Below are 12,266 nucleotides of genomic sequence, written 5' to 3'. Positions count from 1 at the left end.
TAAAACTTATTGATCAATTTTATCTAAAAAGAATTTATGAATATCATTCCATGTAACGACCAGCATCAGGAGCATCAGAAACGCAAATCCGATAAAGTGGACGAGCCCTTCTTTCTGCGGATCGATAGGCTTTCCTCTCAATGCTTCAAGTGCCAGGAATAGGAGTCTTCCGCCGTCTAGTGCGGGCAGCGGCAATAGATTAAAGATGGCCAGGTTGATGCTAAGTACAGCCGCCCACTGCAGCAGCATAGGAATTCCGCCCTCTGTTGCTTTATTCGTATACTCGTAAATTCCAACCGGTCCGGAAAGCTGATCAAATCCATGTTTTCCGGTAATCAGGTCACCTAGGCCAATAAAGATCATCTTCGTCATGAACCATGTCTGTTTTGCTCCGTAGGAGACAGAACCCAATAAAGAAAACTCAGTGGACGGATAGGCTCCGATAAACCCTTCCTTGTTCCCTTTGTTATCCATATCCCTTTCGCCTGGAGTGACTGGCTTTTTAAGAGTCTGTCCGTTCCGGTCAATTTCAAAGGTCAGTTCTTCTCCCGGATTCTGTTGTATGAATGAAACCAGCTCTTCCCAGTTACTGACTTTATCACCGTTGACCGAAACGATCTTATCACCCTTCTGCAGGCCAGATTTTATGGCAGCTCCATCCGGTGCCAGATTACCCAGCCTCGCTTCTTTCGTCGGGATGCCCTGAAACAGTGAAAAACTCATCAATACGATGAACGCAAGCAGCACATTCATGAACGGACCGGCAAAGATTGCGAGCGTCCTCTGCATTAGCGTCTTGGAACCAAACTGTCTGTCATACGGTGCGATCTGCATTTCCTGGTGGTCAGCTGCATACATCGCTTGCGGATCTACTTTATAGATAAGACGTTCGCCTTCCTCATTTTCAAATCCCCGGATAATCAGATCCCTTTCCAGATCGGCACTTTCTACGGTAATGACTTTTTGAATCTCATATTTTTCTTTATGGTTCACGATAATCTTCTGTACATTGCCTTCCGGGTTAAAAATCAAACCAACCCTGTAGCCCGGTTTAAGCTCGATGCCTTCAGGATCTTCCCCAGCCATTCTTACAAATCCACCAAGGGGGAGAAGGCGAACCGTGTATGTCGTTTCGTTCTTCTTGAATGCAAAAATTTTAGGACCGAACCCGATGGCAAATTCTCTGCATAGAATACCCGCTCTTTTGGCAAGAAGCAAATGGCCAAGTTCATGAAAGAACACAAGTGCACCCAGGATAATAACGATGGCAATGACTGTATTCATAACCTTTTACCCACCTTTAATTTAGTAATGACTGAACATACTGCCTTGTAAGTCTATCGATTGCCTGTATCTCTTCCAGCGTTGGCCGTTCGATGAACTCATGCTGCTCCATAGCCTTTTCAATAAAATCTTCAATCCTTAAAAAAGGAATCTTTCGGTCTAGAAAAAGTTGAACAGCTTCTTCGTTTGCAGCATTCATGGCTGTTGTCATCGTACCGCCCTTCTCACCGGCAATGTATGCCAGCTTCAGGCAGCGGAACCGTTCCTGATTCATCTTTCCAAAGTGAAGTTTGCTTATTTCCCATAAGTTTAACCTTTTTGATGAAGGCAGTTCAAGTCTGTCGGGATACGTAAGAGCATACTGGATAGGAACCCTCATATCAGGGTTTCCAAGGTGAGCCAGTGTGCTGCCGTCCTTGTACTCTACCATAGAGTGTATGATGCTTTCTTTGTGTAAGATGACGTCTATTTTTGAATACGGGATATTAAACAGCCAATGTGCTTCAATAACTTCTAATCCTTTATTCATCATCGTAGCGGAATCAATGGTGATTTTGGCACCCATCGACCAGTTTGGATGGTTCAGCGCTTGATCTACTGTTACATCAGCCAGCTGGTTTCTCGTATAATCACGGAAACTTCCGCCGGAGGCCGTCAAGATCAGGCGTTCGATCTGCTTGGGATTTTCTCCATTCAAACATTGGAAGATCGCTGAATGCTCACTGTCCACGGGCAGAATTCGGACACCATGCTTTTCTGCGAGTTCCATCACGATATGCCCCGCCGTCACTAGTGTTTCTTTATTAGCGATTGCAATGTCTTTGCCGGCTTTTATTGCATGGATGGTAGGCAGGAGCCCTACACTCCCCATCACAGCGCTGACGACGATGTCTGCTTCGGTCGCAGCAGCCGCTTCGATTAAGCCTTCTTCCCCAAAAACGATACGGAAGCTGTTTCCCAGCTTCAACCGAAGCCGGTCAGCATCCTCCTTTTTCTGGACAGCAATCACTTCTGGCTCAAACTTATGGATGATCTCCAGGCCTTTTTCCATATTCTTCCCAAAAGAAATGGCTGTTAACCGAAACTGCTCAGGGTGCTGCTCGATCACATCAAGAGTCTGTACTCCTATTGAACCTGTAGCACCCAACAAACTGATTTTTTTCATAGATTACTCCTTGTCCTTTTCTCTTAAGCAAGCAAGTGCAGAATATGCAGGAGAGGAAGAACGAACAGCCAGCTGTCCGTACGGTCTAAAATCCCGCCATGCCCCGGCAGCAGATTGCCAGAGTCCTTCACCCCGTAATGCCGTTTAAATGCAGACTGCGCAAGATCCCCGATTTGTCCAAAAATACCCGCGATAACCGCCATTAAAATGACTATTGAGAGCGTAAAAGGAATAAAGTTAAACGCATAGCACAGCAAACCTACAGCAATGCTGGTGATAATTCCGCCTACAGCCCCTTCCACGGTCTTATTCGGGCTGATTACAGGCCATAGTTTTGTTTTCCCTATCGATTTCCCTGTAAAATAAGCTCCCGAATCTGCACCCCAGATCATGAATAGGATGAAGAATAAGATCGGCAAGCCTTGATCCATCAGCCTCGTTTCAAGAATATAGTGAAATCCATATCCGACATATAAAGAAGAGAGAATGACGAATCCAGCATCATCAAATGTAAATCTGTTCTTAGTTATAACCGTTACCACCAGGATCAGCAGCAAAGCAAGAACAATCGGTTCAGCACCTGAGAAATAGCCAAGATACGTTTCTTTCCAATTTTCGGGAATAACGGTCGCCAGAGTCAGCAGCAGCCCGATGAGCCCCTGAACAGACAGAATCGTTATCTTTTTCATTCTAAGCAATTCATGCAAACCAATCACTGCCAATGCGATGATAACGAGAGTAAAGGGCAATTTGCCATAAACGGTAACTCCTATAAAAAGAAGAGCGGCAATAATACCCGTGATGATACGTTCCTTCATAAATCCTCCTTCTTATTATACACCGCCATAACGCCGACCGCGATTTTGATAGTCGTAAATGGCTTTTTTAAAATGTTCCTCAGTAAAATCGGGCCAATTGATGTCGGTAAACCAAAATTCACTGTAAGCCAGCTGCCATAGCATAAAATTGCTGAGACGGACTTCTCCGCTTGTTCTGATGAGCAAATCAGGATCAGGCAGGCTTGCACTCATCAAATATTGGCTGATCAGTTCTTCGCTGACGTCCTCCTGAGTCACTGCACCTTTGCCGATGTCTTGGATAATTTGAGTAAGAGCGGTTGTAATTTCGTTTCTGCTTCCGTAATTCAAGGCAAAATTCAAAACGAGTCCCGTGTTGCTCTTTGTTTTTTCAATCGCCTCGTCAACAGCCTGGATGGTATGTATCGGCAATACTTCTTTATGCCCCATGATCGTAACGCGCACATTCTGTTCAATCAGTTCAGGCAAGAAGCTATTCAAGAATTCACCGGGCAGCTTCATAAGAAAATCCACTTCATCCCGCGGACGCTTCCAGTTCTCTGTTGAAAAAGCATAAAGTGTAAGAACTTTTACGCCAAGATCACTTGCGTGCCTGACCACTTTTTTAACAACCTTCATTCCTTCATGATGTCCGGCAATCCTTGGGAGACCGCGCCGTTTTGCCCAGCGTCCGTTGCCGTCCATAATAATAGCGACATGAGCGGGTATTAAATCATCTTTTATATCCATCACAGATTTTTCGTCTTTTTTCCAGAATGTAATTCTGTCAAGCATGGCAGAGCCCCCATTTAGTCCAGACTTAACAAAAAAACCCCCTGTATAAAGAGGGCTTTTCTTATTTTATTTTACATGGAAATCAATTATACTTCCATGATTTCTTTCTCTTTATTTACAGCGACAGAATCTACTTCGCTAATGTATTTGTCTGTAAGCTTCTGTACGTCCTCGCTGTAGCGGCGCAGTTCGTCTTCTGTGATCTCACCGTCTTTTTCTGATTTTTTCAAATCATCGTTGGCATCCCGGCGAACGTTTCGAAGAGCTACTTTTGCTTCTTCACCGTATTTTTTAACGAGCTTAACGAGTTCTTTGCGTCTTTCTTCTGTCAGAGGAGGAATCGCAATCCTGATCACTTGGCCATCATTAGAAGTCGTCAGCCCAAGATCAGATTTTTGAATCGCTTTTTCAACATCATTCAAGGCGGATTTGTCATAAGGCTGAATGACCAATAAACGGGCCTCCGGCACAGATATTCCCGCTAATTGGTTAATCGGAGTCTGTGCTCCGTAATAATCGACATGAATACGATCCAAAAGCGCAGGGTTAGCTCGGCCGGCACGTATAGTTGAAAGTTCACGCTGAAAAGATGAAATGCCTTTTTTCATTCGGTCTTCTGCGTTTGTCAAAATTTCCTTTGCCATTAATTATTCCCCCTAATCGTCGTTCCGATTTCTTCACCTATAACTACACGCTTAATGTTGCCCTCTTCCATGATGGAGAATACGATAAGCGGTATATCATTGTCCATACATAAAGAAGAAGCTGTTGTATCCATTACTGCAAGTCCTTCTTTCAGAAGATCAAGGTAGGATAAAGTATTGTATTTTACAGCTGTTTGATCAATCGTCGGATCAGCAGAATATACGCCATCCACATTGTTTTTAGCCATCAGTATGACTTCAGCTTCAATTTCCGCAGCGCGTAGAGCAGCTGTCGTATCCGTTGAAAAATATGGATTTCCTGTTCCTGCTGCAAAAATAACAACACGTTTCTTTTCAAGGTGACGAATAGCTTTTCTGCGAATATACGGTTCAGCTACCTGACGCATTTCAATTGAAGTCTGTACCCTTGTCTGAACACCGATGTTCTCCAGGCTGTCCTGCAACGCCAGGGAGTTCATGACGGTCGCAAGCATTCCCATGTAATCAGCGGAAGCACGATCCATTCCCATTTCACTTCCCGCTTTGCCTCTCCATAGATTACCGCCGCCAACAACTACAGCAACTTCTACACCAAGCTCAACGATGTCTTTGACTTGGTTGGCTATGGACTGAATGACAGCCGGGTCAATTCCGCTGCCTTTTCCGCCGGCAAGTGCTTCTCCGCTTAGTTTTAGGACTACTCGTTTGTATTTTGAAGTACTCATAATTCCCTCCGTATCCATCACCTTATTATAGCTTGCTTCTTCCGTTCTGAAAAAAGGGAACACACTGTGCTCCCTCATTCTGCTTTTTACTGCATTACTTTTTAACTTGAGACATTACTTCTTCAGCGAAGTTATCTTCGCGTTTTTCCATTCCTTCTCCAACTTCAAAACGAACGAATGCTTTTACAGTTCCGCCTTTAGAAGCCACATATTTACCTACTTTTTGATCTGGGTCTTTGACGAAAGACTGGTCGTTCAAGCAGATCTCTTCGAAGAACTTGCCAAGGCGTCCTTCTACCATTTTAGCAACGATATTTTCCGGCTTTCCTTCGTTTAGAGCTTGTTGAGTAAGAACTTCACGCTCACGCGCTACTTCTTCTTCGCTTACCGCATCACGGGAGATGTAGCGAGGGTTGACTGCAGCTACATGCATAGCTACGTCTTTTGCAACTGCTTCGTCAGTAGTTCCTTCTACTACAGAAAGTACGCCGATGCGTCCGCCCATGTGAAGGTAAGCTCCAAATACAGCATTTTCGCCTTTTTCAATGATTTGGAAACGGCGAAGAGAGATTTTCTCTCCAATTTTAGCGATCGCATTGTTTAGGTAATCGTTAACGGAAATGCCCTCACTTTTGATTTCTGAAGAAAGTGCTTCTTCTACAGAAGAAACGTTCGCTTCAAGAAGGTGCTTAGAAAGCACAGAGATCAATGCTGTGAAGTTTTCGTTTTTCGCAACAAAGTCAGTTTCTGAGTTCACTTCAAGGATTACAGCTTTGTTTCCGTCTACAACAACAGAAGTTAAACCTTCTGCAGCGATACGGTCAGCTTTTTTAGCTGCCTTCGCGATTCCTTTTTCACGAAGGAAGTCGATTGCTTTTTCCATGTCACCGTTTGTTTCTGTCAAAGCTTTTTTGCAATCCATCATCCCTGCGCCTGTTTTTTCGCGCAATTCTTTTACCATTTGAGCTGTTACTGCCATAATGTAATTCCTCCTTTGGTTTATGTAAAGCATGGTTGACTTTAGCATTAAAAAAGGGCGTGAAAGGGCTTATCCCCTCCATCACCCTTCTGTTTATATTGCTTATGCAGATGTTTCTTCGTCGTTTTGAGCTTCTTGCTCTTCTCCGCCTTGGTTAGCTTCAATAATAGCATCGGCCATTTTTCCAGTAAGAAGTTTTACTGCACGAATCGCATCATCGTTACCAGGAATCACGTGATCAATTTCGTCAGGATCACAGTTTGTATCCACGATAGCGATAATAGGAATGTTCAGCTTGCGAGCTTCTGCTACAGCGATTCGCTCTTTGCGAGGATCTACGATGAATAACGCATCTGGAAGGCTGTTCATTTCTTTGATTCCGCCCAAGAACTTTTCAAGACGATCCATTTCCTTTTTAAGAAGGATAACTTCTTTTTTAGGAAGAACATCAAAAGTACCGTCTTCTTGCATTCTTTCAAGTTCTTTTAAACGGTTGATACGTTTGCGGATAGTTCCGAAGTTTGTTAATGTTCCACCTAACCAGCGTTGGTTGATGAAGTACATGCCAGAACGAGCTGCTTCTTCTTTAACAGAATCCTGAGCTTGTTTTTTAGTACCTACGAAAAGAATTTTACCGCCGTTTGCAGCGATGTCTTTCATTACGTTGTAGCACTCTTCAACCTTTTTCACTGTTTTTTGAAGATCGATGATGTAAATGCCGTTACGCTCAGTGAAGATGTAACGAGACATTTTCGGATTCCAGCGACGTGTTTGATGTCCAAAGTGTACGCCGGCTTCCAATAGTTGTTTCATTGAAATGACTGCCATGATGGCACCTCCTGATGGTTTTGTTTTCCTCCGCCTGCTTCGCCTTTAGCCAAAACTGCAAATATGCAGCACCAATGGTTAAATCCGCAGACGTGTGTGATTAACACCGAAATTAAATATACCATACTTCGGCACAGAGTAGCAAGATAAAATATAATTTCTTGTCGATAAATCCTTATCTAGCTCCATGAAACTTTAGGATCAGCTCGATCTCACCCTTGCCCCTGTCAAGCATTTTCGCAATCTGATCTGCAGTATAGCCACTTTCCGCATAATTTAAAACATCTTGATGCAAGATGGCGACCTGAATGTCTTCTGTTGCGGCAGCTGGGTTGCCATTCTCGGCTTCCTCTATATGATTTTCAGCAGCAGGCTCGGTTTTTACAGGGCCTGTGCCGCAGTTTTCTTTGATCAGGTTCATGATCTCATCGTTCTGTTCTTTCATCTCGCTGGCATAGGCAAGGAGCAGATCTTCAAGCTCTCTTTTTACCTGTTCATCCTGAAGAGCAGCTCCACCGCCGCTCTGTTTCTGCCATAACACGGCAATCAAATAAAAACATAATACATTCAGCACTAAACTGACAGTGGTTAGAAAATACAGCATGTGATCCCCGCATTCTGAAAATGAAATTTTATAAATACCGTTTTAACACCTGTCTTAGCCGGAAAAGAGCCTTGGAATGAATTTGTGATATCCGTGAAGTTGATAATCCGAGCACTTGGCCGATCTCTGTGAAAGTCATTTCTTCGAAATAGAATAAACTGACCACAAGCTGTTCTTTTTCATTCAATTCCGTAATGACTTCTGCCAATTCCTTATGCAGTTCGGACTGTACGATCTCTGACTCTGGAGACAGACCCTTTTTATCTTCTATTGTATAGCCGATCTTTTCTTTGTTCTCATTATCCCTGTTATCTTCATCGATGGAAAGTACATTCGCAAAAAAACTTTCGGAGATGACGGAATTCACTTCGTCTTCTTCAATTCCAAGTTCTTCAGCCACTTCAAAAGAACTCACCGTCCTGAGATTCTGCTGTTCTAGCTTCTCGATGGCCGTTTCAATTCTTTTTGTTTTTTCCCTCAGCGACCGCGGAAGCCAGTCCTCTTTTCTCAACCCGTCAAGTATTGCTCCTCTGATTCGAAAGGAAGCATACGTATCAAATTTAAGATCCCTCTCGGGCTCGAATTTTTCCAGAGCATCAAACAAGCCGAGCATGCCCAGGCTCTTTAACTCGTCACGGTTAACGTTCTTTGGCAGACCGACTGAGATTCGCTGCACATGGTATTGAACCAGCGGCATATACGCTCTTAAAAGTATATCTCCGGCTTCGCTGTCCCTGTCTTCATGCCATTTTTTCCACGTTTCCTGCTCTTCTACAACAGAAGATGAAGATGTCATGCCTACTCCCCCTGAATTTCAGTTTTTTAAATGATGAACTCCTTTTGGTGTACGGTTTTGATCATCAGCTCAAATGTGTCTGTGTTAAACTCAATCGTTCTTCCTTTATTTCCGCCCGTATCCTCAGCGACCAGCGGTATCCCTGAATCCGCCAGTCCGCTCTTCACAGCTTCCACATTCCTCTGGCCGATCCGCATGGATTCCTGGCCTGAAGAAAATTGAAACATCTGTGCACCGCCTGCTATTTTAGCTTTCAGCCGGATCTTCTTGACACCTTGTGTCTCCAGATTTTTCACAAGAGCTTTTACAGCCGTATCTGCAAACTTCCCTTCATTAACTTCAGGTGTTCTTGACATTGATGAATCCGGCAGCATGACATGTGCCATACCTGCCATCCTTGTTATCGGATCATAAAGGATAATGCCTACACAAGATCCAAGGCCGGTTGTCCGGATAAACGCGGCCGGTCCTCCATAGGAGATTTCTGCTATGCCAACTTTAATCACTTCACTCATGCAAAGGCACTCCAAGCGCATCAAATATTTTTTCAAACGAATCAGGATCAGGCAGCAGAAAAAAGTATCCGTGAATACTGTCCGAGTGCATGTTTTCCGGTTCGGTAAGTGACGTGTTAATAATAATTGCGTAATCACTTGATTTCGATATTTCAATCAATCCATAGCCCAGGATAGCACCTGCCATATCTATACTCAGTGATGGAACAGATGGCTGTATGTTCATTCCTGTAAGATCGGATAAGGCCGACAAGTAAGATCCGGAAAGGATGTTGCCCGCCTCTTGCAGGGCAGACAGGGTCAGTTCGGAATACACACCTTCAGCCGGGTCATATGGTTCTCCGGCTAACAGATGGCTGACAAGCTTTTTTGACTGATTCAGGGGAAGCATGAAGAACATCGATCCTGGAGCGTCACCAAGCATCCGCAGGTAGACTGCAGCCACAACCGTTTCTGTTCCTCCAAGGAGTTCTGTCATCTCCTGAAGGGAGACAATATTCACTGAAGGAACCCTCATATCTACGGTTTTCCCGAGAAGTTCTGAGAGAGCGGTAGCCGCATGCCCTGCGCCTATGTTTCCGACTTCCCTCAGTACATCCAAATGAAAACCCGTCAAGCGTGCATATCCGGCCATTATCCCTGATTACCGATTAAATGTAATTGTGTGACTTCTTCTTTGTTCAGCACTTTGTCTAACTGGAGTAGAATCAGCAGTCTATCCCCAATCTTAGCAACACCGTCCAGATATTCTGCGTTTATTCCGCCTGCCACCTCTGGTGTAGGCTCAATATCCGCAGCAGGAATGTCAAGCACATCATTTGCGGAGTCAACGATCAGGCCGACTTCCATCTCATCCGTATTTACAATAATAATTCTCGTGTTCTCATCCGTTTGTTTTTCTTCCATTCCGAATCGGCTGCGAAGATCAATAATTGGGGTTACAATTCCTCTAAGATTAATCACACCTTTTACAAACCCGGGAGTTCTTGGAATTCTTGTAATATGAGAAACTCGCTCGATCGATTTCACCTGGTGTACATCTACGCCGTATTCTTCGTTTTCTAATTGAAATACAATGACTTTTATCTCTTGTCCGTTCATGTCAGACTACCTCCGTATATGGTTATTTTATAAGTGCGTTACAATCTAGAATAAGAGCAACTTGACCATCACCCAGAATGGTTGCGCCCGAAACTGCAAAGACGGATGCCAGGTAATTCCCAAGTGATTTCAAAACAATCTCCTGCTGGCCGATCAGGGAATCCACAGCAAGCCCCGCCATCTTGTTTCCTTTTTTAACAATGACTACAGAACTTCTGTCCTTTTCATCCCAGCCCGGTACAGGCACTTCAAACAGTTCGCTCAACGAAATAAGCGGAACTACTTTGCCCCTGAAATCAATCATTGGCTGATGATGGACGGTCATGATATCGCTCTGTTTTATCAGTGCCGTTTCTATAATAGAAGAAAGAGGAATGGCATACGTTTCTTCCCCTGCCTTCACGAGCATGGAAGAAATGATGGAAAGCGTCAGGGGAAGCTGGATTGAAAATAAAGAACCGCTGCCTTCCCTTGAATCTACAGTGACGAAACCGCCTAACGATTCAATTTTATTTTTCACTGCATCTAAGCCAACACCTCTTCCAGATATGTCAGAGATAACGTCCGCTGTTGAAAAGCCAGATGCGAACAATAATTCAAAAACTTGTTTATCTGTGAAATCTTCTGATAATTCCCGGTTTACAATTCCTCTCTCAATGGCCCGTTCGAGTACTTTGTGCCTGTTAATTCCTGCTCCATCATCTTGAATTTCGATAAACACATGATTTCCGCTATGATACGCCCTAAGATGGATCGTACCGATCTCGCTTTTCCCCGCTTCAGCCCTCTTTTCGGGTTTCTCGATTCCATGATCAATGGAATTTCGCAGCAGGTGAACAAGCGGGTCACCGATCTCATCGATCACCGTCCGGTCAAGTTCTGTTTCTGCCCCCGTTATCTCAAGAGAGACTGATTTTCCAAGGTCTTTTGCCAATCCCCGTATCATACGCGGAAAGCGGTTAAACACCTGGTCTACCGGCACCATTCTCATGTTTAAAATGATGTCCTGCAGATCAGATGAAATTCTCGACATCCTTTCGACCGTTTCATTCAAGTCATTGCTTTTCAAGTCTTTTGATATCTTTTCAAGGCGTCCCCTGTCGATGACCAGTTCCTCAAAAAGGTTCATCAGGCGGTCCAGCCGGTCTATGTTAACTCTGATTGTTTTACTTCCGGCCGATGCGGAAGATGTTTTTTGAGCGGGCTCGCCCTTCATATCAGTTCCAGTCTTTTCTTCATCCGGATCCGCCTCTTCTGCTTCGTTCTGAACAATGTGTTCTGCCATAATACTTTCTATTGAAACCCTATCAATCTCAGACACCTTCAAAAGGTTGTTTTGAATGGTCTCAGGCTGTTCTTTTGAAATGAGGGTTACTTGAAATTCCCGTTCGAATTTTTCCTGTTCGATAAGATCTACCGAAGGGACTGATTTCACCACTTCACCCATCTGCTCCAATGTTTCAAATGCCATGTACGCCCTTACGGCTTTTAGCAGACAATCATCGCGAAGTTCAACAGATATTTGGTATACGTGAAAGTTTTGCTCAAGTGACTGTTTCATGATTGTCAATTCATATTCATCAAATATTGCTTGTCCTGGCTTGCTCTGTTCTTGTTTATTTTGAGGAGGCTCCTCGCTCTTTCCGGACTCGATGGCATGAAGAAGGCGTACGATATCTTCCACGTCTTTTTTTCCATCTCCTCCGTTGCCAATGGATAACACCATCTCTTCCAGGTGATCAATGGAAACGAACAAAGCATCCAGGAGGTCCTGCGTAACGGTCAGCTTGTGATTCCTTATGCCATCGAGCACGTTTTCCATAATATGAGTCAGGTTCGCTAGATCTTCATAACCCATTGAAGCAGACATACCTTTCAGCGTATGGGCTGAACGGAAAATTTCCTGAACGATAGATAATTCATCAGGCTGTTTTTCCAAAAGCAGAACCTGTTCATTCATTGATTGTAAATGTTCTTTACTTTCTTCAATAAAAATATCCAAGTATTGACTCATTTCCATCTGGTTTCACCCT

At 43.9% G+C, this 12,266-nt stretch carries 14 protein-coding genes; all 14 read right to left on the bottom strand.

Features of this window, described 5'->3' with window-relative positions:
• Nucleotides 1-6: 6 nt before the first annotated feature.
• Complete coding sequence (rseP, locus tag AR335_RS02670; protein WP_053354463.1) at nt 7-1,284, bottom strand: RIP metalloprotease RseP; 1,278 nt, start codon at nt 1,282-1,284, stop codon at nt 7-9.
• A gap of 16 nt (nt 1,285-1,300) precedes the next feature.
• Entirely contained in the window at nt 1,301-2,449 is a 1,149-nt protein-coding gene (locus tag AR335_RS02665; RefSeq protein ID WP_062231792.1) for a 1-deoxy-D-xylulose-5-phosphate reductoisomerase, read from the bottom strand.
• Between the two features lie 23 nt (nt 2,450-2,472).
• Nucleotides 2,473-3,267 (bottom strand): phosphatidate cytidylyltransferase, encoded by a 795-nt coding sequence (locus AR335_RS02660; protein WP_062231790.1) that lies wholly within the window; start codon nt 3,265-3,267, stop codon nt 2,473-2,475.
• Nucleotides 3,268-3,282: 15 nt separating this feature from the next.
• A complete protein-coding gene (locus AR335_RS02655; RefSeq protein WP_062231788.1) occupies nt 3,283-4,041 on the bottom strand; it encodes an isoprenyl transferase in 759 nt (252 codons plus the stop codon).
• Between the two features lie 86 nt (nt 4,042-4,127).
• Nucleotides 4,128-4,685 carry a ribosome recycling factor gene (frr, locus tag AR335_RS02650; protein WP_053354467.1) on the bottom strand — a complete coding sequence of 186 codons (558 nt, stop codon included), beginning with the start codon at nt 4,683-4,685 and terminating at the stop codon, nt 4,128-4,130.
• Entirely contained in the window at nt 4,685-5,410 is a 726-nt protein-coding gene (pyrH, locus tag AR335_RS02645; RefSeq protein ID WP_053358273.1) for a UMP kinase, read from the bottom strand. Before pyrH ends, frr begins: the two co-directional genes overlap by 1 nt.
• 94 nt (nt 5,411-5,504) lie before the next feature.
• On the bottom strand, nt 5,505-6,389 hold the full coding sequence (tsf, locus tag AR335_RS02640; RefSeq protein ID WP_062231786.1) for a translation elongation factor Ts: 885 nt from the start codon (nt 6,387-6,389) through the stop codon (nt 5,505-5,507).
• 102 nt (nt 6,390-6,491) lie between these two features.
• Nucleotides 6,492-7,217: a 30S ribosomal protein S2 gene (rpsB, locus tag AR335_RS02635; protein WP_062231784.1), complete on the bottom strand. Its 726-nt coding sequence runs from the start codon at nt 7,215-7,217 to the stop codon at nt 6,492-6,494.
• 175 nt (nt 7,218-7,392) lie between these two features.
• Complete coding sequence (locus AR335_RS02630; RefSeq protein ID WP_062231782.1) at nt 7,393-7,821, bottom strand: DUF6115 domain-containing protein; 429 nt, start codon at nt 7,819-7,821, stop codon at nt 7,393-7,395.
• 28 nt (nt 7,822-7,849) lie between these two features.
• Complete coding sequence (locus tag AR335_RS02625; RefSeq protein ID WP_062231780.1) at nt 7,850-8,617, bottom strand: FliA/WhiG family RNA polymerase sigma factor; 768 nt, start codon at nt 8,615-8,617, stop codon at nt 7,850-7,852.
• A 26-nt stretch (nt 8,618-8,643) separates the two neighbouring features.
• Nucleotides 8,644-9,132 (bottom strand): chemotaxis protein CheD, encoded by a 489-nt coding sequence (locus AR335_RS02620; protein ID WP_156418825.1) that lies wholly within the window; start codon nt 9,130-9,132, stop codon nt 8,644-8,646.
• A complete protein-coding gene (locus tag AR335_RS02615; RefSeq protein ID WP_053354473.1) occupies nt 9,125-9,766 on the bottom strand; it encodes a chemotaxis protein CheC in 642 nt (213 codons plus the stop codon). Before AR335_RS02615 ends, AR335_RS02620 begins: the two co-directional genes overlap by 8 nt.
• Nucleotides 9,766-10,233: a chemotaxis protein CheW gene (locus AR335_RS02610; RefSeq protein ID WP_062231777.1), complete on the bottom strand. Its 468-nt coding sequence runs from the start codon at nt 10,231-10,233 to the stop codon at nt 9,766-9,768. The genes AR335_RS02615 and AR335_RS02610 overlap by 1 nt, the downstream gene beginning before the upstream one ends.
• A 22-nt stretch (nt 10,234-10,255) precedes the next feature.
• On the bottom strand, nt 10,256-12,253 hold the full coding sequence (locus AR335_RS02605; protein WP_062231775.1) for a chemotaxis protein CheA: 1,998 nt from the start codon (nt 12,251-12,253) through the stop codon (nt 10,256-10,258).
• Nucleotides 12,254-12,266 lie beyond the last annotated feature (13 nt).

The organism is Fictibacillus sp. FJAT-27399 (assembly GCF_001510655.1).
Classification (GTDB): domain Bacteria; phylum Bacillota; class Bacilli; order Bacillales; family Fictibacillaceae; genus Fictibacillus_C; species Fictibacillus_C marinisediminis.
The sequence above is the reverse complement of the archived record's forward strand: the minus strand, read 5'-3'. Positions and strand labels throughout refer to the sequence as shown.

Coding starts and splice junctions, on each gene's coding strand:
- AR335_RS02660 (WP_062231790.1), bottom strand. CDS start 3,267: ATGAAGGAACGTATCATCACGGGTATTATTGCCGCTCTTCTTTTTATA.
- AR335_RS02630 (WP_062231782.1), bottom strand. CDS start 7,821: ATGCTGTATTTTCTAACCACTGTCAGTTTAGTGCTGAATGTATTATGT.
- AR335_RS02610 (WP_062231777.1), bottom strand. CDS start 10,233: ATGAACGGACAAGAGATAAAAGTCATTGTATTTCAATTAGAAAACGAA.
- rpsB (WP_062231784.1), bottom strand. CDS start 7,217: ATGGCAGTCATTTCAATGAAACAACTATTGGAAGCCGGCGTACACTTT.
- AR335_RS02625 (WP_062231780.1), bottom strand. CDS start 8,617: ATGACATCTTCATCTTCTGTTGTAGAAGAGCAGGAAACGTGGAAAAAA.
- pyrH (WP_053358273.1), bottom strand. CDS start 5,410: ATGAGTACTTCAAAATACAAACGAGTAGTCCTAAAACTAAGCGGAGAA.
- AR335_RS02605 (WP_062231775.1), bottom strand. CDS start 12,253: ATGGAAATGAGTCAATACTTGGATATTTTTATTGAAGAAAGTAAAGAA.
- AR335_RS02665 (WP_062231792.1), bottom strand. CDS start 2,449: ATGAAAAAAATCAGTTTGTTGGGTGCTACAGGTTCAATAGGAGTACAG.
- AR335_RS02655 (WP_062231788.1), bottom strand. CDS start 4,041: ATGCTTGACAGAATTACATTCTGGAAAAAAGACGAAAAATCTGTGATG.
- rseP (WP_053354463.1), bottom strand. CDS start 1,284: ATGAATACAGTCATTGCCATCGTTATTATCCTGGGTGCACTTGTGTTC.
- AR335_RS02615 (WP_053354473.1), bottom strand. CDS start 9,766: ATGGCCGGATATGCACGCTTGACGGGTTTTCATTTGGATGTACTGAGG.
- tsf (WP_062231786.1), bottom strand. CDS start 6,389: ATGGCAGTAACAGCTCAAATGGTAAAAGAATTGCGCGAAAAAACAGGC.
- frr (WP_053354467.1), bottom strand. CDS start 4,685: ATGGCAAAGGAAATTTTGACAAACGCAGAAGACCGAATGAAAAAAGGC.
- AR335_RS02620 (WP_156418825.1), bottom strand. CDS start 9,132: ATGAGTGAAGTGATTAAAGTTGGCATAGCAGAAATCTCCTATGGAGGA.